The organism is Candidatus Thiodictyon syntrophicum, from assembly GCF_002813775.1.
GTDB classification, from domain to species: domain Bacteria; phylum Pseudomonadota; class Gammaproteobacteria; order Chromatiales; family Chromatiaceae; genus Thiodictyon; species Thiodictyon syntrophicum.
This window is the reverse complement of record NZ_CP020372.1, coordinates 101110-122305: the sequence shown is the minus strand read 5'-3', so window position 1 is coordinate 122305 and position 21196 is coordinate 101110. Positions and strand designations below refer to the sequence as shown.

16 protein-coding genes are annotated in these 21196 nt (G+C 66.7%); 12 read left to right on the top strand and 4 right to left on the bottom strand.

Features of this window, described 5'->3' with window-relative positions:
- Nucleotide 1: 1 nt before the first annotated feature.
- Both THSYN_RS31760 and THSYN_RS31755 read right to left on the bottom strand, forming a co-directional pair.
- A complete protein-coding gene (locus THSYN_RS31760; RefSeq protein WP_100923074.1) occupies nt 2–1450 on the bottom strand; it encodes a DUF3375 domain-containing protein in 1449 nt (482 codons plus the stop codon).
- A gap of 217 nt (nt 1451–1667) precedes the next feature.
- On the bottom strand, nt 1668–2621 hold the full coding sequence (locus THSYN_RS31755) for a right-handed parallel beta-helix repeat-containing protein (protein WP_157818084.1): 954 nt from the start codon (nt 2619–2621) through the stop codon (nt 1668–1670).
- Between the two features lie 448 nt (nt 2622–3069).
- Here THSYN_RS31755 and THSYN_RS31750 point away from each other — a divergent pair, with 448 nt between their 5' ends.
- The 7 genes from THSYN_RS31750 to THSYN_RS31720 all read left to right on the top strand — a co-directional run bounded on the left by THSYN_RS31750 (nt 3070) and on the right by THSYN_RS31720 (nt 9608).
- Nucleotides 3070–3375 (top strand): hypothetical protein, encoded by a 306-nt coding sequence (locus THSYN_RS31750; protein ID WP_157818083.1) that lies wholly within the window; start codon nt 3070–3072, stop codon nt 3373–3375.
- Entirely contained in the window at nt 3375–3809 is a 435-nt protein-coding gene (locus tag THSYN_RS31745) for a hypothetical protein (protein ID WP_100923071.1), read from the top strand. The genes THSYN_RS31750 and THSYN_RS31745 overlap by 1 nt, the downstream gene beginning before the upstream one ends.
- A 3-nt stretch (nt 3810–3812) precedes the next feature.
- Nucleotides 3813–5042, top strand: a complete 1230-nt coding sequence (locus THSYN_RS31740) for an HlyD family secretion protein (protein ID WP_100923070.1) — start codon at nt 3813–3815, stop codon at nt 5040–5042.
- A 64-nt stretch (nt 5043–5106) separates the two neighbouring features.
- Nucleotides 5107–5508, top strand: a complete 402-nt coding sequence (locus tag THSYN_RS31735) for a lipid-binding SYLF domain-containing protein (protein WP_236849059.1) — start codon at nt 5107–5109, stop codon at nt 5506–5508.
- A gap of 121 nt (nt 5509–5629) precedes the next feature.
- The gene (locus THSYN_RS31730; protein WP_100923069.1) at nt 5630–7375 is read left to right on the top strand and encodes a SulP family inorganic anion transporter; all 1746 of its coding nucleotides are present in this window, start codon (nt 5630–5632) and stop codon (nt 7373–7375) included.
- Nucleotides 7376–7394: 19 nt separating this feature from the next.
- Nucleotides 7395–8252 (top strand): polyphosphate kinase 2, encoded by an 858-nt coding sequence (gene ppk2 / locus THSYN_RS31725; RefSeq protein ID WP_100923068.1) that lies wholly within the window; start codon nt 7395–7397, stop codon nt 8250–8252.
- Nucleotides 8253–8363: 111 nt separating this feature from the next.
- On the top strand, nt 8364–9608 hold the full coding sequence (locus THSYN_RS31720; RefSeq protein ID WP_236849058.1) for a patatin-like phospholipase family protein: 1245 nt from the start codon (nt 8364–8366) through the stop codon (nt 9606–9608).
- Nucleotides 9609–9745: 137 nt separating this feature from the next.
- On the opposite strand, the gene THSYN_RS31715 is transcribed toward THSYN_RS31720, so the two are convergent.
- Nucleotides 9746–10600: an ion transporter gene (locus THSYN_RS31715; RefSeq protein WP_100923066.1), complete on the bottom strand. Its 855-nt coding sequence runs from the start codon at nt 10598–10600 to the stop codon at nt 9746–9748.
- A gap of 381 nt (nt 10601–10981) precedes the next feature.
- Between THSYN_RS31715 and THSYN_RS31710 the strand changes: the two genes are divergently transcribed.
- Nucleotides 10982–11707 carry a Uma2 family endonuclease gene (locus THSYN_RS31710; RefSeq protein WP_100923065.1) on the top strand — a complete coding sequence of 242 codons (726 nt, stop codon included), beginning with the start codon at nt 10982–10984 and terminating at the stop codon, nt 11705–11707.
- A gap of 519 nt (nt 11708–12226) precedes the next feature.
- Here the strand turns inward: THSYN_RS31710 and ppsR are convergent.
- On the bottom strand, nt 12227–13636 hold the full coding sequence (gene ppsR / locus THSYN_RS31705; RefSeq protein ID WP_100923064.1) for a transcriptional regulator PpsR: 1410 nt from the start codon (nt 13634–13636) through the stop codon (nt 12227–12229).
- Nucleotides 13637–14060: 424 nt separating this feature from the next.
- On the opposite strand from ppsR, the gene bchF reads away from it, so the two are divergent.
- The 4 genes from bchF to THSYN_RS31685 are packed head-to-tail and all read left to right on the top strand — an operon-like array spanning nt 14061 to nt 21172.
- Entirely contained in the window at nt 14061–14567 is a 507-nt protein-coding gene (gene bchF, locus THSYN_RS31700; RefSeq protein ID WP_100923063.1) for a 2-vinyl bacteriochlorophyllide hydratase, read from the top strand.
- On the top strand, nt 14564–15847 hold the full coding sequence (locus tag THSYN_RS31695) for a ferredoxin:protochlorophyllide reductase (ATP-dependent) subunit N (RefSeq protein WP_236849057.1): 1284 nt from the start codon (nt 14564–14566) through the stop codon (nt 15845–15847). The genes bchF and THSYN_RS31695 overlap by 4 nt, the downstream gene beginning before the upstream one ends.
- Before the next feature lie 2 nt (nt 15848–15849).
- Nucleotides 15850–17460, top strand: a complete 1611-nt coding sequence (gene bchB, locus THSYN_RS31690) for a ferredoxin:protochlorophyllide reductase (ATP-dependent) subunit B (RefSeq protein ID WP_100923062.1) — start codon at nt 15850–15852, stop codon at nt 17458–17460.
- A complete protein-coding gene (locus THSYN_RS31685; RefSeq protein WP_100923061.1) occupies nt 17435–21172 on the top strand; it encodes a magnesium chelatase subunit H in 3738 nt (1245 codons plus the stop codon). The genes bchB and THSYN_RS31685 overlap by 26 nt, the downstream gene beginning before the upstream one ends.
- The last annotated feature ends 24 nt before the right edge of the window (nt 21173–21196 follow it).

The window sequence follows — 21196 nt, the reverse complement described above, 5'->3', positions numbered from 1 at the left end:
CTCACCTCACAAAGATGACGCGCGGCAACCGGGCGCGCCGTTCAATCGGTTCGCCGCCGCTCGTTACGGCCTGCCAGACGATCAGTTCCTGGGTGTCCTCATCGACCGCGATCTTGAATGACTCACTGCCCAACTGCAGATAGGCGACCAATTCCGCCAGGCCCTGCTGCAAGGGTTGAGTCCGCGTCAGTTCGCGCAGCGTGACTTGCGCGCGATCCTGCAAGGCGTGGCGGATATGGCGGGCAAGCCGGGCGCGGTCGACGACGATTTGGTCGTAAAGCCCGGCCGCATCGCAATCGGAATCGCCCGCCTCCAGGACGATATCCGCGATCAGCGGCCGCCGGGCGGGAGTGAACAGGGGCCGCTCCAGGGGCAATTCGACCGTGGCGGCGGATTCCGCGATACTCACCAACTCGCCTGGGGGCGGGGTGTCGCGCAATGCCAGGGCCTTGGCCTCGATGCCGTGCAGGATGTCCATGATGCGGCGGTTCTCAAGCCACGCCTGATCGTCCAGAAAGCGCCGTAGTTGCTGCGAGAGCTGCGCCACGGTGCGTTGGGTATGCTCGCCCGCCTCCAGCCAATCGTAGTGGACGCGCCTGGTGCGCGGGTCCGGCTTCAATTGGGCCACCGGCGGCAGGTCCAGGACCCGCGCCAACAGGTCGGTCAACTCCTCCTGCCGGCTGCTGGACATCAGAAAGTCCCAGAAGGCGCGGAAGCTGCGCCCCTGGTCGGAGTCGGCGATCGCATCGCGCTCACCCATGATCTCCTCCAGCAGCGCCCCCTTGGCTCCCTCCCAGAGCGCAATCCGCTCACGCACCCGCCGATCCAGCAGGCGGAAGTTGTATTCCACCTCACGAAAGTCACTCAGCAGGTCACGGGCCAGTTGGGTGAACTGCTGGAAGCGATCCTTGATCGCGGTGTCGTCCAAGAGCGGCAGATCGCCCGCCGCGACCCGGGCGATTTCGGCGTCGAGCGCGTCGCGTCGCTGCTGCAGGTCGGCGATGCGCCTGGCCGGGTCCGATTCGCTCCCCTCGGACATCTGCTTGAGTAAGGCGAACAGCGTCAACAGGCGCGACTCGGTGCCGACAAAGGCGCGTTCGGTCAGGGTGCCAAGCCAGGCGATGGCCTTCTCGGTCGCCGGTGTCAGGTCGAATTGCGGCTCGTCCGAGCCCTGGGCGTAGAACTTGCGCAGCCAGCCCTTGTCCGGACTGGCCCAATCATTCAGGTAGCTGAGCGCGGACTTCGGGAAGGCGTCCGCGCCCAGGCGCTCGCGCAAGTCATACAGCGCGTCCTCGAGCGCCTCGGCCAGGTCGGCGGCCGCCATCACCCGCACGTTCGGCGCGATGAACACACGCGCCAGAAAGCTCGCCACCAGCGCGGCATGGTCAGAGCGCAACAGCCGCCAGCCGGGGTGGTGGGTGCGCAGGGTGTCGAGGGTGTCGAAGTCCATGGATGTCTCAAGTGCGTTGCCGACCCCATCATACTGGACCGCAACCTCTTAGTAACGAGTCAGGAAAAAGTTGAACACGGCCGCCATCGTTGTCGTTGTCGTTGCCGTAATCGGACAAGCGAGGCAATCTGGCGTGCGAGAGAATCCGGGGCGCTACGACAACCTCGATTACGACAACGACAACGACAACGACAACCCACTCCCGCACGCGTCCAGTTCAGCGGACCTCCCCATTGCCAAGCAGCGCTTTGGCCGAACCCGAGAGGCGGTTTCCCTTGAGCACGGCGCCAGTCACGGACTCGTTGACGACCAGAAACGAATGGTAGTCCCCATCGACCCGAAAGCGGTTGTTCTCGACCAGGATCTCGGGCGTCGGATGCTTCACGCCCTCCTTGCCGATGACGATCGCACCGGTGTGGTTCTCACTCTTCGGACCTTTCTCGATGATACAGCCGCGCACCACCACCGCCCCGCCGTTGGGCGCCTCGATCTGGTAGCTCGAGGTACCATCGGGTCCGTCCTGAAGGTCGCTGTCGATCACCTCGGTGCGCAGCGCGCGCGACTTGATATGGTGTGCCTCGCGCGTGTGGAAGAACCGGGAGCGCTCGACACGCACCAGGTCAATGGGGCCGGCATAGATCCCATGCCCGCACGGCGAGCAGACGCCGTTGAGTACGAATTCGCTGTCGCGCACGATCAGCCAGCCGTGCACATCCGTATTGACCAGGATCCCGTTCTCATTGTCGATGAAGCGTACCCCCTCGACGGTGAGATTGTCGGCCTGCATTCGGATACCAGCCCCATTCCTGTTCGGCACGCGGGCGCCGGTCAGGGTCAGGTTACGCACCGTGATACCGGCGCCATCCGTGAGGAACAGCCCTTTGCCGCCGCAGGACTGGTCGGCGATCACCGTATCCTGCGCCCGCCCAGTCCCCGTGATGACCAGGTTATTCGCCTTCCACACCGCGCAGTCGACATACCGGCCCGGCGCGATCCGGATCAGGTCACCGTCCTGCGCCTGCGCCGCCGCCGCGGAGGGCAGTTGGAATGGCTTGTCAGGCCCCACCTCCAGCGTCCGGGCCGCGACGGTCGCGGCGCCGCCAAGACACAGCAGCAGCGCAGCGCGGCCGAGGGGCACCCGCAACGCACACCCAAGAGAGGGATTATTCATGATAGATCCTTGCGCGATACAGGGTCGACAGCAGGCGGATGGAGCCTCATCCAGGGCCGCGGCTCCCCCATCCTGCTTAGGCTGGATCAGCAGCGCCGCCGGGTCGAAGCGGTAGATCAGGCGTTGCGCGGAGGCGGATGCTCCGGGTCCGCGCGTTCCCGCTCGGCCTGCGGCAGCATGTTGGATCATTGCGAGCCTTGGTCAGGTTATCACAACAGGGCGAGATAGGCCGACTTCGCAGGCACCCTGGACACCCCCGAGCCCCCGCGGGTCAACCTCGGGGGGTCGCACCCGAGGTTCCAAGGGCGAGGGCCTGACGACGGGTGCTGACCCCGAGCGTCCGGACAGGGGTTGGGTTCCAACTGCACGAGCGGCGAGACCACGCAGAGGCCAAGCGCGACGATTCGACGGGCAACGCCGTCGAGCGCTCGGCACGGACCGGCGGGCGGTGGACAAGCCGATCAGTGCCATGGCCATAGCCATCCAGCCGGGCGCAGCCAGCGACGATCTCGACGACGCCGAAGTGTGCTACGCTCCCGCGTTCGGCGGCGCCAAGGACCCGGTCAACTATGCCGGGATGGTCGCCGCGGAGATCCTGCCCGGCGACCTGCCGATCAGTCGGTGGGATGGCCGCCGGGAATGGGGTTTTTGCTCGATTGCATCGCTGGCCAGCTCTACCGGGACCTCGAGGACCACAAGGACCGGTATGAAACCCGGTCCGGACCTATACACGTTCGAGTTGGAGATACACTGATGGCGGAGCCGCTACACCCGGCCGCAACGCACCACTTGCCCGCCTTCGTCACGGCGCCGGGGGAGACCGATGTGCTGTTCGTGGTGATGACCATTTTCGTGCTGCTCGCCGTGATCGGCATCGGCATCTTCTATTTCAAGCTCCATGCGCTTCCGGAGCAGATGGCGCATCGCGGGCAGAAGGTGCAGATGGAGATCGTCGCGGTGCTGGCGCTGCTGGCGCTCTTCACCCACAACCACGCCTTCTGGATCGCCGGGCTGTTGCTCGCCCTCCTGCCCATGCCGGACTTCATGACCCCGCTGGTATCGATCGCCCGTTCGCTCGACCGGATGGCCGGCGGCGCCGAGCCCCCGGCGCCGGTTCCGGTCAAGGCCGCGGTCCCGGAGACGCCGCCACCGGGCACGGCCCCGCCTACCGAACCGCGGGAGGTTTAAGCCATGGTCGAGCTATTCCTCTGTTCGATGCTGACCATCCTGCCGGACTTCCTCTATCGCCGCTTCGTACAGGGCAAGCGGCTGGGACACGAGATCAACCTGTTCACCGTCTGGTTCGAGCTGCGCTGGGGGATCACCCTCTGCCTGCTGCTGACGCTCAGCCTGATCACCACCATCTTCTACTTTCATCCCGCAACCAAGGCCGCCAACTCGATGTTCCGCACCGTGACCATCATGCCGGAGAAGGTCGGCCGGGTGGCCGAGACCTTCGTCGAGCTCAATCAACGGGTGACGGCCGGGCAGCCCTTGTTCCGGCTGGACAGCACCGAACAGGAGGCGGCGGCGGCCACGGCCCAGCGCAAGATCGCGGAGGTCGAGGCCGCCATCGGCGGGGCCAAGTCCCAGTTGGCGGAGGCGGACGCCCGGGTCGTGCAGGCGCGCGCGTCGCTCAAGCAGGTCGTCGACGAACTCGCGGCCCGGGAGCAAGTGCAGCGCCGCAGCCCCGGTTCGGTCGCGGTGCGCGATATTGAACGGTTGCGCGTACAGGTCGACACCCAAAAGGGGGTCGTCGAGGCCGCCGTGGCGGCCCGCACCGGCACCCTGTCGGCGCTCGAGGTCGAGCTCCCGGCCGAGAAGGCGAGCGCCGAGGCGGCGCTCCAGGAGGCCCGGGTCGACCTGAAGAAGACCTTGGTCGTGGCCGGGACCGACGGGGTCCTGCAACAGTTCGCGCTGCGGCCGGGCGATGTGGTCAACCCGATGATAAAGCCGGCCGGCATCCTGGTGCCGGAGCGCCGCGCCACGGGCCTGGTGGCCGGGTTCGGGCAGATCGAGGCGCAGGTGATGAAGGTGGGTATGATCGGGGAGGTCACGTGTATCGCCATGCCCTGGAAGATCGTCCCGGTGGTCGTGACCGAGGTCCAGAATGTCATCGCCTCCGGCCAGGTGCGCCAGACCGACCAATTGCTCGATGTCCAGCAGATGGCCGTCCCCGGCACCATTACGGTCATCATGGAGCCGCTCTACCCGGGCCAGCTCGACGCCCTACCGCAGGGCGGCAGTTGCATCGCCAACGCCTATACCAGCAATCACGAGGCGCTGCAGTCCAACGATATCGGCGCGCTGCACCGCTTCGGGCTGCACGCCATCGACACCGTCGGGCTCGTGCACGCGATGATCCTGCGTATCCAGGCCCTGCTCCTGCCGATGCAGGTGCTGGTCTTTGGCGGGCATTGAATCGGAGTCTTTAGACAGATGAAAATCCATTCTCTTGTTTGCTCAGGAGCCGGGCAGTCGCGCCTTGTTCAAGCGGAGCGCCGGCTATGCGGTTTTCGACAAACGGGAGGCGAGCTTCTACGTCGTCGCGGGCTACGGGCGCGGAGTTGCGGTCAACGCCAAGTCCGGCTCGCGTGTTTACATGAAGATGGCGACCACCGGCGCGGGCTTGAGCGTTGGACTCGGCGGCTTCGCCTCCCAGCTCGTGATCCTGTTCGAGGACCGCGCCAGCTTCGATTCGTTCGTTGCCGACGGCCTGGACGCATCGGCCGCGGTGGGCGCCATGGCGGGCGATGAAAAGAAGCAGGTCGGGCTGCGGTTCACCAACGGCAAGGCGGTGTTCGTGTTGACCGGCAAGGGATGGAAGGTCGCGGCCAAGCTGACCGGTTCCCGCTACTGGCCGGATGAGGCGCTCAACGGGCGCTGAACGGTCGAGCGCGATGGTCTTCGCCCTGGTGTCTCGCCTGCTCGCGGCTCCGATCTCTGTGCCAACCAACGGCAGGGGCGGGGCAAGAACTCGGTTGACCAAACAGTGAGGAGTGCATACGGTGGGAGCTAACGCTTCACAAGGCGGCCTGCCCGTCCCCGACTGGATCCGCGGTTACCGCGGCGAGTGGCTGCGCCCCGATCTCGTCGCCGGTTTGACCACCGCGGCGGTGGTCGTCCCCAAGGCCATGGCCTATGCCACGGTCGCTGGGCTGCCGGTCGAGGTGGGTCTCTACACCGCCTTCGTCCCCATGGTGATCTACGCGATCCTGGGGACCTCGCGGCCATTGAGCGTCAGCACCACCACCACGCTTGCGATCCTGACCGGGACCCAACTCGCGTTGGTGGTGCCGGGCGGGGATGCGGCGGGGCTGCTGACTGCCTCCGCGACCCTTGCCCTCCTGGTCGGGGTCATGCTGATCCTGGCCGCGATCCTGCGCCTGGGGGTCGTTGCCAGCTTCATCTCCGAGCCGGTGCTGACCGGCTTCAAGGCGGGGGTGGGGCTCATCATCGTGCTGGATCAGGTGCCGAAGCTACTCGGCATCCATTTCGACAAGGGCTCGTTCCTGCAAGACCTGCTCGCGCTCGTTCACCATCTGCCCGAGACCTCGCTGGCGACGCTTGCGGTCGGCGCCGCGATGCTGATCCTCCTGGTGGGGATCGAGCGGTTCGCCCCGCGCGCCCCGGCACCGTTGGTCGCCGTCGCACTCGGTATTGCCGCCTCGGGCCTGCTCGCGCTGCAGAGTCTTGGCGTAGAGACGGTCGGCCACATTCCCCAAGGGCTGCCGCCCTTCACCGCGCCGAGCCTGGGGCTGGTCGAGCAGCTCTGGCCCGGCGCACTCGGCATCGCCCTGATGAGCTTCACCGAGTCCATCGCCGCGGCGCGGGCCTTCGCGGGGCGCGGCGAGCCGCGCCCCGCGCCGAACCGGGAGTTGCTGGCCACGGGCCTCGGCAATGTCGTCGGCGGTTTCTTCAGCTGCATGCCTGCGGGCGGCGGCACCTCGCAGACGGCGGTGAATCGGCGCGCCGGGGCCCGCACCCAGATCGCGGGGTTGACGACGGCCGCGGTCGCCGTGGCGACCCTGGTCCTGCTCGCACCGCTGATGGGGCTGATGCCGCAGGCGACCCTGGCCGCCGTGGTGATCGTGTACTCGATCGGCCTGATCCAGCCGACGGAGTTCCGTGACATCCTGCGGATCAGGCGCATGGAGTTCCTCTGGGCGCTGACGGCCTGTGCCGGGGTGGTGCTGCTCGGGACGCTCAAGGGGATCGCGGTGGCGATCATCGTCTCATTGGTCGCCCTGGCCTATCAGGCCGCCCACCCCCGCCTCTACGTCCTCGGTCGCAAGCCCGGCACCGACGTGTTTCGCCCAAGGTCTGATGACCATCCAGAGGATGAGAGCGTCCCCGGGCTGCTGCTCGTGCGCCCTGAGGGACAGATCTTCTTCGCCAACGCCCAGCGCATCGGCGAGCAGCTGTGGGCACTCATTGATGCCACCGCGCCACGGGTCGTGGCGCTCGACTTCAGCGCGGTGCCCGACATCGAATACTCGGCGCTCAAAATGCTGATCGAGGGCGAGGAGCGGCTGCGCAGCCGCGGCGGCTTGCTCTGGCTGGTGGCGCTCAATCCGCAGGCGCTCGGTATGGTCCAGCGCTCGCCGCTCGGCACGACACTCGGTCGCGAACGGATGCTATTTAATCTGCCGACGGCGTTGGAACGCTACCAGTCGCAGGCGGGCGCGTCGGGCCACCCTGAAGGGTCGAGACAGCAATCCCCGGGGCGCACCGGGATCGATCAGACGGTATAGGTCAAGCGGAGACGAGTCGATGAAGTCAAAATCGGGTAAGGCACAGGCGAAGAAGGCACCAGTTGCCATCGAGAAGGCGCAGGCCGGCGGATCGGAGGTCAAAGTGAAGCTAAAGCGTAAGGAGTACGATGCGGCGCTGGCGGGACTGCACGTCGAATTGGTCAAGCTCCAGCAGTGGGTCATCCACCAGGGTCTCAAGGTCTGCGTCGTTTTCGAAGGGCGCGACGGGGCGGGCAAGGGCGGGACCATCAAGGCGATCACCGAGCGCGTGAGCCCGCGGGTCTTTCGCGTCGTCGCGCTCCCCGCGCCGACCGACCGCGAGAAGAGTCAGATTTACGTACAGCGCTACATGGCGCACTTCCCGGCCGCGGGCGAGGTCGTGATCTTCGATCTCAGTTGGTATAACCGTGCCGGCGTGGAGCGGGTCATGGGATTCTGCACCGAGGAGCAGACCGAGCGATTCCTCGCCCTGGCGCCGTTGTTTGAGAAGGCGATGGTGGACTCCGGGATCATCTTGCTCAAGTACTGGCTGGAGGTGACTCCCGAGGAGCAGACCCGCCGGCTGGAGGGGCGCATCAATGACGGGCGCAAGGTCTGGAAGCTCACGCCGATGGACCTCAAGTCCTACAGCCGCTGGTACGACTACTCCCGGGCGCGCGATGCGATGTTTGCGGCCACCGATACCACGTTTGCACCCTGGTATGTGGCCAGGTCGGACGACAAGAAGCGTGCGCGGCTTAATATCATCACCCATCTGCTCGACCAGATCCCTTATGAGGAGTTGCCGCGGGACCGGGTGGAGTTGCCGCAGCGCCAGAAGCCCCACGACTATCGGGAACCTGATTATCCCTTCAAGTTCATCGCGGAAACCTATTGATTCGACATTCCCTGACTGACCACCGGCGCGGTACCGAGCGCCGACGCTTCCGGTATGATAATCGGCGGCGCATGAGCGAACTCAACGAGCCTCTAACTTGAGCATACCTTCATGAGACTGAAAATACCGAACGGGCGCATGGCGATCACCACACTGATCGGGCTGCTCGTCCTGCTATGCGTCCAGGGTTGCACCACCTTGACCCGCCAACCGGCCGTTCCGCCAGGGTTGCAGAATCAGGCGCAGATCCCGGGGCTGGAGAATATCCGGTATCGCATCGGCAACCCGCAGGATCAGGTGGCGATGGCCCGCGAAGCGGCGGAGTCCGTCACCCGCGAGCAAGCCTACCTGGCCAGCCAGGGTCACCGCGGTCCGCTGCCGCCGGCCGTCTTCCTCGCGATCTCCGGCGGTGGTGACGACGGCGCCTTCGGTGCCGGACTGCTCAATGGTTGGACCGTTGCCGGCAACCGGCCCGCGTTCAAACTGGTTACCGGCGTCAGCACCGGGGCACTGACCGCCCCCTTCGCCTTTGCGGGGCCGACCTACGACGCCACGCTGAAGCAGGTTTATACGACGATCTCCGCCAAGGACATCGCCCAGCCGCGCAACCTCATCGTGGCCCTGACGGGCGACGCCATGGCCGACAATGCCCCCCTGTGGAAGCTGATCGCGAAGCACGTCGATCGGGCGTTTCTGGATGTCATCGCCGCCGAATATGCCAAGGGGCGCCTGCTCCTGGTCGGGACCACGGATCTCGATGCGCGCCGCGGGGTCATCTGGAACCTGAGTAAGCTGGCGACGAGCCGCGATCCCAAGGCACTGGAACTGTTTCGTACCCTGATGGTGGCCTCCGCCGCCATCCCCGGCGCCTTTCCCCCGACCATGATCGATGTCGAGGTCGACGGCCGTCGTTATCAGGAGATGCATGTGGACGGCGGTGCCACGGCACAGGTGTTCGTCTACCCCCCCTCGCTCGATATCAGGGCGGGGGCGCGTAAACTCGGCACCGCGCAGCGCGCGCGGCGGGCCTATATCATCCGCAACAGCCGGCTGGACCCGGAATGGGCGCAGGTGGATCGCAGCACCATGACCATCGCCGGACGGGCGATCTCCTCGCTGATCCACACCCAGGGGATCGGCGATCTCTTTCGCATTTATCTCACCACCCAACGCGATGGTGTCGACTTCAACCTGGCCTATATCCCGGACAGTTTCACGGCGCAGCGCAAGGAGGATTTCGATACCGAGTATATGCGCAAGCTCTTTGCCGTGGGCTACGAGATGGCGGCCAAGGGTTACCCCTGGCAAAAGACACCGCCGGGCTTTGCTTTCAAGAGCAACACGGCGCAACGCTGAGATTATGCAAGTCCAGCAGGTAATGCGGGTGCGATCGGGACCGATGTAGTGACCGAGATCCCGGGTACGCTGTCGCAATCGTTGTCGTTGTCGTAATCGAAGAATCCGACCACGATTACGACAACGACAACGACGACTCAGTCATGCGTATACGCGGGTAACGAGGCCCCGCAGTCCTTGCAGAACCTGGCATCCGACTCATGTCCCTCGCTCAGGCATTCGTGACAGGTGCGGGTCGTCGGCGGGCGGTTGAAGCGCCGCGCGGTCATTTCGGCGGTGACAATGCCGGTGGGAACGGCCAGGATGCCCCAACCGAGCAGCATCATCACCGAGGCGATCAATTTTCCAAGGTCCGTGTGGGGCGTCAGGTCCCCATAGCCCACCGTGGTCATGGTCACGATGGCCCAATACACGGCGGTCGGGATGCTGGTATAGCCGTGCTCGGGGCCCTCGACCACGTACATGGTGGTCCCGAGCAGCAGCACTGCCATCAAAACCACCGAGAGAAAGATCAGAATCTTGCGCGCACTGCCGCGCAGTGCCCGTCCCAAGGCACGGTACTCGGTAATGTAGGCACCGAGCTTCAGAATCCGAAAGACACGCAGCAGCCGCAGGACGCGTATCCCCTGGAATGCCACTGCATGGGGAAACAGCAGCACCAGGTAGCTGGGCAGAAACGCGAGCAGGTCGACGATGCCGAAAAAGCTGCGCGCATAGCGGGCCGGTTGCCGAACGCACCACAGGCGGGCGGCATATTCCACCGTGAACAAGAGAGTGAAAAACCACTCCAGCGCCTCGAGCAGGTCACCATAGCGCGCGGCGATGCGCTCGACACTGTCCATGATCACCACCGACACGCTGACCAGGATCGCGACGAGCAGGGCCAGGTCGAACGCCCGGCCGGCGCGCGTGTCGGCCTCGAAGATGATCGTGTGCAGCCGCAGGCGCAACCCCGCCTCCGGCCTTCCGTATCTCTGCTTTGCGGAACTCACCGATCAGTTCTCCACCTTTCGCGGTTGCGGCTTGGACGAAATCCTCGGCATTGCGCAAGACCCTCGCGGCGGGACGGGGCATTCGCCTCGTCCCGGACGTTCATTCCGCCGCGGATGTTTGCCGCGAGTCCCCAGGTCCGGAGAAAACGTCATGGACGGGGCGAATGCCCCGTCCAGCCCGGGCCGCCGGAGCTTAACACAGGCCCGTCGGCCCGGAAAAAACGTCCTGAACGGGGCGAATGCACCGTCGGGCTCGGGTCCGCTGCGCGAACCAACGAATTCGCCTCCTCCCCGGCCCACCGCACACGTCTCGCGGCCCTACCGCGCTCGGATTCAATTCGCTATGCTTCCACTTTGACCTACAAGAGGACGACCCGCCCCATGAATCCTCTCGCCCACTTCGATCCCGACGACCCCTATCCCGAAAGCGACGGCCAGCCGATGGCGGACAATACCGAGCAGTATGACTGGATGGTCAAGATCAAGGAGAACCTGGAGATCCTGTTCGCTCAAGACCCGCAGGTCTTCGTCGCCGCCGACCTGCTGTGGTACCCGGTCCCCGACCGGCGCGTAGCGGGGCCGGTGGCGCCGGACGTGATGGTCGCAATCGGTCGGCCGAAGGGGCGGCGCGGCTGCTACAAACAGTGGGAGGAGGGTGGGATCGCCCCGCAGGTGGTCTTCGAGATCCTCTCGCCCTCCAACAGCGCCAAGGAGATGGCCGATAAGCTCGGCTTCTACGACGGGTTCGGGGTGGAGGAATACTATGTCTACGATCCGCCCGGCAACCTCCTGGAGGTCTGGCTGCGCCAGGACGGTCGGTTGCGCCGGATGGCACACATCAAGGGCTGGACCAGCCCACGGCTGGGTATCCGCTTCGCCTCGAACGGCGAGGGCCTGGAGATCTTCCATCCTCAAGGGCAGCGGTTCTTGAGTTCAGTCGAGCTTGCTGAGCGCATGCGGCAGGAGGCCGCACGGGCAGACCGGGAGCGGGCGCAGGCCGAGGATGAGCGCGTGCGGGCCGACCAGGAGCGGGCGCGGGCCGAGCAGGAGCGCGAGCGCGCAGATCGCCTGGCGGAGCGGCTCCGCGCTTTGGGCATCGAGCCTTAAGGGGGTATCCCGACTGCCGGTTCGTCAAACACTCAACCACCGTACCCAATGAGTATCAAGCCAGGAAAACGAGATAAGAAATGCCTCGTCCTGATTCAGGGCGAGGAATTGTTTGCGCTGAAAGAGGTTGCCTGCCACAGTTGCAATTTCCGGGCACTGCAAGCCGTGCGCTGGCCTCTCGCGGCGGGACGGGGCATTCGCCCCGTCCCGAACGTTTATAGTTGTCCGCAATAAGCTCTACAGGCGAGAAAACGCGACAGCACTTTAACATCAATGTCTTAGCTGCCGCGCGATGAGCTTTCGGCACTGCTGTGTGCTGCTACCAGCATAGAAATCAGAGCAGCGAAAGCAGCGGCAAAAACCGAGACTGTTTTTCGTCTCATCGAGCCCTCGCGAAACCGGTAAAATTTAATCTTTCGCTGTGTTGCTTATTCTTCCAATTCACTTTGTACTTGATGAATTAGGGCCATTGTTTCTCGGCAGAACGCTAGCACTTCCGCCCGATGGCCATACCGCGACTTACTCCGTCTCCGCTACCACCTCCCCCCCAATCCCATATCGCGCAAGTTTGACATAGAGACTCTGCCGACTCAGCCCCAGCAACTCCGCCGCCGAGGCGCGATTGCCGCCGGTGAGTTTCAAGGCGGCCTCGATGCACAGGCGCTCGATGAGGTCGGTGGATTCGCGCACCAGGTCTTTAAGCGGGGCGCTGCCGACCCGGTCGGTGAATTGGGCGACCCACACCGGCAGGCCGGCGGAGGTCTGCTCGCCGCTGCCCAGCCGCCGGCCGACGTCGCGGATGAAGAAGCCGAAGCAGGGCAAGGGCCCCTGTTCGATGGCGGCGCCCGAGATCTCGACATCGGCGGTGGTGCCGTATTGACCGCGCAGGGTGGTCTTGAAGAGCCGCAGGGTGCCGTGCTGGCGCAGTGTGCTCAAGAGGACGTTGAGGTCGATCCCGGCGCGGCCCAGCCAGCGGTCGAGTGATTGGCCGCGCAGCAGGTGCTCATTGGCCAGTTCGACCTGATTCAAAAAGGCGCGATTGGCGGCGAGGATGCGGCCCTCGGCGTCGGTGATCAGGATGGAGTCGGGCGCCGCCGCGACGGCCTTGAGCAGTTTGGCCTCGTTGTCGGGGAGCGCGGCGGCCCCGGGGTCGGTCGGCAGCGGGCAGATCCGGACCACGAACAGGGTCGTGTCGTCCTGGCGCAACAGGGAGGCGGAGACGACGATCTCCCCGGCCGCGTCGCGGCGGCGCACGCTCACGCTGTCCACCTTGCCGCTGGCGAAGACGCTGCCGAGCAGGGCCTCGATGGCGCGGGCGCTCTCGGGGTCGAAGCCCTCGGGGAAGGGCCGCCCGACCACCCGGCTGGCGCTGTCGCCCAGCAGCAGGGCCGCCGCGGGATTCGCCTCCACCACTCGGCGCAGGCCCGCATCGACGATCAGCACCGCCTCGGAGACGCTCTGGAACAGCAGGCGGTAGCGGGTCTCCATCTGGCGGAAGCGCCAGTAGTCGCGTTCCAGGGCCTGCTGGGCGTCGACCAATTGCTGCTGGAGCGAGGCCACCGCCTGCAGCTCCCGCCCGACGGCCAGGATCTGCCCGTGCTTGCCGAAGCGGATGGCGCGATACTGGACCGGCACCTCGCGGCCCGGGCGCCCCAACTGGCTGACCTGGCGCCACTCCCCCGGCCACTCGGCGCGGGCCTCGCGCAGGATGGCCGCGACCCGCGGACGGCTGTCGCTGGTGACGGTGTCCAGCCAGGGGCGGCCCCGCAGGTCGCCGCCCAGTTCTTGCGACAGGGCCTCGTTACCGATGGCGCAGTCGAGGATGGTGCCCTTGGCGTCGAGCACCAGTGAGATATCGCCGACGGTGCGCAGCAGGTCGACCGCGACCTTGCCGTCGATGCGCTCGGCCAGGGCGCCCGGGGCGTTCACAGCCGACCCGCCCGCCCGGCCTCAGGGCGGCACACGGGACGCGCACCGGACGCAACCGGGCCCAAGCGGGACCGCACGAAGCCGGCGAGGGCAACCGGGGGGACAGAGCGCATCACAGTGACTACCCTCGCGCAGACTTGAGATAAGATGACCGGGTCGCACCCGCAGGACCAGTGCCGAAAGGTCCGCATCGGCTCTTAAGGGTATCCCAAGTCTGTCTACTCGGCCGGGAATGTCAAGTTTCCACTACGTCAACTTGCATTGACACTCGCCCACCACAAGGCTAGATTGTGCGCCGTGGCAACGGCTTCGGCCCCGACCGCGCCCCCGTCCCCGGACCCGCCGACCAAACTGCGGTCACGGCCGGTCCGCGCGGCGTAGTTCGCCAAGAAACCAATCATTTGATTTCAGGTACCGCCAGAGCATGCCCCTTTACACGCCGGAGGAGCGCAAGCGCCGCGATGCATCCCCCTGGACCCTGGTCCAGGGCATCCTCGCCCCCCTCCAATTCATTGTATTTCTGATCAGCCTGGGGCTGGTCCTGCGCTATCTCGCCACCGGCGAGGGGGCCCAGGCCGCGACCATCTCCATCGTCGTCAAGACCCTGGTCCTGTACCTGATCATGATCACCGGGTCGATCTGGGAGAAGGTGGTCTTCGGCCGTTACCTGTTCGCCCCCGCCTTTTTCTGGGAAGACGTGTTCAGCATGCTGGTGCTGGCCCTGCACACGGCCTACCTGGTCGCGCTGGCCTTCGACCTGCTGTCCGTCCGCGACCTGATGTGGCTGGCCCTGGCCGCCTATGCGACCTATGTGATCAACGCCACCCAGTTCCTGCTCAAGCTGCGGGCGGCGCGCCTCCAACAGGCCCGCGAATCCGCCGCGGCCCCAGGCGGCCCCGCGCCCATCGGGCAGGCGGAGACGGCCCTGTGAGCGGCGCCGTGCCCACGTCGCCCGGCGCCCGCGGCGCCGCCTTACCGCAGATCCTGCGCGAGTCCGGCCAGTGCGAGGTCTTCTGCGGGCTCAGCAGCATCGTCTGGCTGCACCGCAAGATGCACGACACCTTCTTCCTGGTGGTCGGCTCACGCACCTGCGCCCACCTGCTCCAGTCCGCCGCCGGGGTGATGATCTTCGCCGAGCCGCGCTTCGCGACCGCCATCCTCCAGGAACGCGACCTGGCCGGTATCGCCGACTGTCATGACGAACTGGATCTGGTCGTCAACCGCCTCCTGGAGCGTCGGGCGGACATCCGCACCCTGTTCCTGGTCGGTTCCTGCCCCTCGGAGGTCATCAAGCTCGACCTGCACAAGGCGGCCGAGCGGCTGACCAGTGCCCAGCGGGGGCGGGTCAAGGTGCTCGCCTTCAGCGGCAGCGGCCTGGAGACCACCTTCACCCAGGGCGAGGACCAGTGCGTCGCCGCCCTGCTGCCGGAATTGCCGCGCCTCAAGGCCGGGGAGCGCAACCTGCTGGTGCTCGGGACCCTGGCGGATGTCGTCGAGGACCAGTTCAACCGCCTGTTCGACGCACTCGGCATCGGTCCGGTGCAGTTCCTCCCGGGCACCGACACCCAGTCCTTCCCGCCCCTTGGGGAGGGAACCAGCGTCCTGTTCGCCCAGCCCTTTTTCAACGAGACCGCGGGGCTGCTGGCGGCCCGCGGGGCGCACCTGCTGAGCGCCCCCTTCCCCTTCGGGGTCGAGGGGACCCTGGCCTGGCTCAAGGCCGCCGCCCGGGCCTGGGGGCTCACGGACGCGCAGTTCGAGGGCGCCATTGCCGGCCCCGCCGAGCGGGCGCGCGGGTCGCTGGCACGTTACCGTGAGGTGCTGGCCGGGCGGCGCATGACCTTCCTGCCCGACTCCCAATTGGAGATACCGCTCGCGCGCTTCCTGCACCGCGAGTGCGGGGTCGAGTTACTCGAGGTCGGCACCCCCTATCTGGACCGACGCGCCATGCAGCCCGAACTGGACCTGCTCCCGCCGGACCTGCGGCTGGTGGAGGGTCAGGACGTGGACCGGCAACTGGATCGGGTCGCGGCCGAGCGTCCGGACCTGACCGTCTGCGGCCTGGGGCTGGCCAACCCGCTGGAGGCGCTCGGTCTGCGCACCAAGTGGTCGATCGAACTGGTGTTCACGCCCATCCACGGCTTCGAGCAGGCGGCCGACCTCGCGGAACTGTTCGCCCGCCCCCTGCTGCGCCGCGCCGCCCTGAAGGTCTAGCCATGCAACTGACGGTCTGGACCTACGAAGGACCCCCGCACATCGGTGCCATGCGCATCGCCGCCTCCATGCGCGCGGTGCACTGCGTGCTGCACGCCCCCCAGGGCGACACCTACGCGGACCTGCTGTTCACCATGATCGAGCGCGGCGAGCGCCGCCCGCCGGTCAGCTATACCACCTTCAAGGCGCGCGACCTGGGGACCGACACGGCGGAATTGCTCAAGACCCGGGTCCGTGAGACCTACGAGCGCTTCAAGCCCGACCTGCTGCTGGTCGGCGAGGCCTGCACCGCGGAACTGCTCCAGGACCAAGCCGGGACGCTCGCCGCCTCAATGGGCCTGCCGGTCCCGGTGGTGCCGCTGGAACTCTCCGCCTTCTCCCGCCAGGAGAACTGGGGGGCGAGCGAGACCTTCTACCAGGTGGTGCGCCGCATCCTGCAGCAGCAGGTCCCGGCCCCCGGCGCCGAACCGCGTGCGAGCGTGCGCGAGCGCTGCGCGGGCCGCCGGCCGACGGCCAACCTGCTCGGCCCCACCGCGCTCGGTTTTCGCTGTCGCGACGACGTAGTGGAGGTCACCCGGCTCCTGGACGCGATCGGCGTCGATGTGAACCTGGTCGCCCCCCTGGGCGCCTCCCCCGCCGACATCGCCCGGATTCCCGCGGCCGACTTCAACTGCTGTCTCTATCCGGAGGTCGCCCTGGCGGCCTGCAGTTGGCTGGAGCGGATGTTCAAGCTGCCGACGGTGAAGGCCATCCCCATCGGGGTGGGCGCCACCCGCGACTTCCTGCGCGAGATCGGCGCCCTGACCGGGATTGATGTCGATGCGGCCCTTGAGGCCGGCGCCTCGCGCCTGCCCTGGTACTCCCGCTCGGTGGACTCGACCTACCTCACCGGCAAGCGTGTCTATATCTTCGCCGACGCCACCCACGCGATCGCCGCGGCCCGCATCTGCGCCGAGGAACTGGGGTTCAAGGTCGTGGGGCTCGGCACCTATTCGCGTGAACTGGCCCGCGAGGTCCGGGCCGCCGCCGCGCTCTATGGGATCGAGGCCCTGATCACGGACGACTATCTGGAGGTCGAGACCCAGGTCGCGGGGCTGCACCCGGAACTGGTGTTGGGCACCCAGATGGAGCGCCACATCGCCAAACGGCTCGGCGTCCCCTGCGCCGTCATCGGCGCGCCCCACCATGTGCAGGACTGCCCGGCCCGCTACGCGCCCCAAATGGGCTTCGAGGGCACCAACGTCATCTTCGACACCTGGGTCCACCCACTGATGATGGGCCTGGAAGAACATTTGCTGACCATGTTCCGGGGCGATTTCGAGTTTCATGACGAGGCCGCCCCCTCGCACCTGCCGGCGGCAGTGGGGAAGGGTCCAGTGGGCAGTGGTCAGCAACCAGCAGATACCTCCGCATCCGCGGCCGACCCGCTGGACACCGACCACCAACCACTGACCACTGGCTGGTCCCCCGAGGCCGAGCGGGAGCTGAAGAAGATCCCCTTTTTCGTCCGCGGCAAGGCCCGCCGCAACACCGAATTATTTGCCACTGAACGCGGCATTCAAATGATTACCGTGGAGACGCTCTACGATGCGAAAGCGCACTTCGGACGCTGACCGTTCGACCCCGCGGGATACCCCGATCCGCGTCGTCATCGTGGCCCTGGACGGCCACCTGGCGGGCACCCTGGACCGGGCGCGCCCGGGTCTGCGCCGGGACATTCCCGGACTGGCGCTCAGCCTGCACGCCGCCGCCGAGTGGGCGGGGGACCCGCAGGCGGTCGAGCGCTGTCGCGCCGACGTGGCCACCGCCGACATCGTCATCAACACCATGCTGGTGATGGAAGAGCACATACAGCCGATCCTGCCGGCGCTGCAGGCGCGCCGTGATCACTGCGACGCCATGGTCAGTTGCATGTCGGCCGGCGAGGTCATGCGCCTGACCCGCATGGGCGGCTTCAGCATGGACGGCAAGCAGGGCGGCCCCCTGGCGCTGCTCAAACGCCTGCGCGGCGGCAGCAAGAAGGAGGGGCAGGAGTCCAACGCCGGCTCCCAACAGATGAGCATGTTGCGGCGCATCCCCAAGCTGCTGCGCTTCATCCCCGGCACCGCCCAGGACGTGCGCGCCTATTTCCTGAGCCTGCAATACTGGCTGGCGGGGTCCGAGGAAAACATCGCCAATATGGTCCGCTATCTGGTGGACCGCTATGCCGACGGCGAGCGCCGGGGCCTGCGCGGTACCCTCAAGGTGCCCCCGCCGCTGGAGTATCCGGACGTCGGCATCTATCACCCGCGCCTGCCCGGTCACATCAGTGACGACCTGGGCAAGCTCCCGCCCGCCGGGCGCGACTGCAAGGGCACCGTCGGGCTGCTCCTGATGCGCTCCTATGTCCTGGCCGGCAACGCCAATCACTATGACGGGGTGATCGCGTCCCTGGAGTCGCGCGGGCTGCGCGTGGTCCCGGCCTATGCCAGCGGGCTCGACGCCCGCCCGGCGGTCGAGCGCTTCTTCATGCACCACGGCCGCGCCAGCGTGGACGCGGTGGTCTCGCTCACCGGCTTCTCGCTCGTCGGCGGACCGGCCTACAACGACGCCAAGGCGGCCCAGGAACTGCTGACCAAACTGGACGTGCCCTATCTGTCCACCCTGGCGGTCGAGTTCCAGACCATGGAACAGTGGCAGGACTCCGACCAGGGACTGCTGCCGGTGGAGGCCACCATGATGGTCGCCATCCCGGAACTGGACGGCTCCACCGGACCCATGGTCTTCGGCGGACGCTCCAACGCCGTCGCCGTCGATCAGGCGCGCGACATGCAGTCGCACAATGAGCGCACCGAGATGCTGGCGTCGCGGGTCGCCCGGCTGGTGTCGCTGCGGCGCACGGCGCGGCGCGACCGCAAGGTCGCCATCGTGCTCTTCAACTTCCCGCCCAATGCGGGCAACACCGGCACCGCCGCCTATCTGTCGGTCTTCTCGTCCCTGTTCAATACCTTGACCGCACTCAAGGCGGCCGGCTACGCGGTCGACGTGCCCAAGGACGTCGATGCGCTGCGCGAGGGCATCGTCAACGGCAACGCCTCGCGCTATGGCGCGCACGCCAATGTACACGCCCGGGTCCCGGTCGACCACCATGTGCGCCGCGAGCCCTACCTGAAGCAGATCGAGAAGCAGTGGGGCTCGGCCCCCGGCAAACAGCAGGCGGACGGGCGCTCCATCTTCGTGCTCGGCGAGCGCTACGGTAACGTCTTCGTCGGCGTGCAGCCCGCCTTCGGCTACGAGGGCGACCCCATGCGCCTGCTGTTCGAGAAGGGCTTCACCCCCACCCACGCCTTCACCGCCTTCTATCGCTATCTGAAGGAGGAATTCGGGGCGGACGCGGTGCTGCACTTCGGTACCCACGGCGCCCTGGAGTTCATGCCCGGCAAGCAGTCCGGACTCTCCGCCGAGTGCTGGCCGGACCGCCTGATCGGCGACCTGCCCAACCTCTATCTCTATGCCTCCAACAACCCATCGGAAGGGACCATCGCCAAGCGCCGCGCCGCCGCGACCCTGATCAGCTATCTGACCCCGCCGATCGCCCATGCCGGGCTCTATCGCGGGCTCATCGATCTCAAGGGCTCGATCGAGCGCTGGCGCAGCCTCCCGCCCGACGAGGTCAACGAGCGCCACGGCCTGGCCGAACTCATCCAGGCGCAGGGGGCGGAGCTCGACCTGAACCCGGCCGAGCCGGCCTGGGGCGACGCCTTCGAGGAGCCCATCGCGCGCCTCAACAAGGCGGTCCTTGAGCTGGAATACACCCTGATCCCGGACGGCCTGCACATCGTCGGCCAGGCCCCGACGGTGGATCAGCGCATCGACCTGCTGCTCGCCATCGCCGAGGCCAGTCACGACGCCCGCCCCCCCCGCGAGGCCCTGGCCGCGCTGGTCGGCGGTGCGAACGTCAATCGGTCACTCGCGGCCGGGTCCATGCCGAAGACCGAGGAGAACGTGAGTCTGCTGACGCAACTCGGTGAGACCAATCGGCTGCTGACCGAGCAACACGAGATCCCGTCCATCCTGCACGCACTCGACGGCGGCTATGTGCGCCCCGCCCCCGGCGGCGACCTGCTGCGCACCCCCGAGATCCTGCCCACCGGGCGCAATCTGCACGGCTTCGACCCCTATCGCATCCCCAGCCGTTTCGCCGTAGCCGACGGGGCGCGCCAGACGCAGCGCCTGCTGGAGCGCTACGCCGTCGAGGGCAACCCCCTGCCGGAGTGCGTGGCCCTGGTGCTCTGGGGTACCGACAACCTCAAGACCGAGGGCGGCCCCATCGCCCAGGCCCTGGCCCTGATGGGGACGGTGCCGCGTTTCGACAGCTTCGGCCGCCTGACCGGCGCCACCCTGATCCCGCTGGCCGAACTGGGCCGGCCGCGCATCGACTGCGTCATGACCCTGTCAGGCATCTTCCGCGACCTGCTGCCGCTGCAGACCCGGCTGCTCGCCGATGCCTCCTATCTCGCCGCCACCGCGGACGAGCCGCTGGACCAGAACTTCGTGCGCAAGCACGCCCTGGCCTATCAGGAGGCCAATGGCTGTGATCTCGAAACCGCCGCGCTGCGCGTCTTCAGCAACGCCGACGGGGCCTACGGGGCCAACGTCAACTATCTGGTCGACAGCAGCCGCTGGGACGAGGGCGACGAACTGGCCGAGACCTATACCCGCCGCAAGTGTTTCGCCTACGGGCGCTCCGGCAAGCCCATGCAGAACGCCGATCTGCTGACCAGCGTGCTCGGCAATGTCGAACTCGCCTACCAGAACCTGGACTCGGTGGAACTGGGCGTCACCTCGATCGACCACTATTTCGACACCCTGGGCGGCATCAGCCGTGCCGTGGGCCGCGCCCGCGGCACCGATGTCCCGGTCTTTATCGGCGACCAGACTACCGGTGACGGGGTGGTGCGCACGCTCGCCGAGCAGGTAGCGCTGGAGACCCGCACCCGCATGCTCAATCCCAAGTGGTACGAGGGGATGCTGGCCCACGGCTACGAGGGGGTGCGCCAGATCGAGACCCATGTGACCAACACCATGGGCTGGTCCGCCACCACCGGCCAGGTCGCCCCCTGGGTTTACCAGCGCCTGACCGAGACCTATGTCCTGGATGACGAGATGCGCGAGCGCCTCGCCGCACTCAATCCGACCGCCTCGGCCAAGGTCGCCAGCCGGCTGATCGAGGCCCACGAACGCAATTACTGGACGCCCGACGCCGCCACCCTCGAGGCCCTGCGCCGCGCCGGCGAGGAGTTGGAGGATCGGCTGGAAGGCGTCTTCCAGGAGGCCGCCGCTTGAAAACACAAAGTACGTTAGTACGGA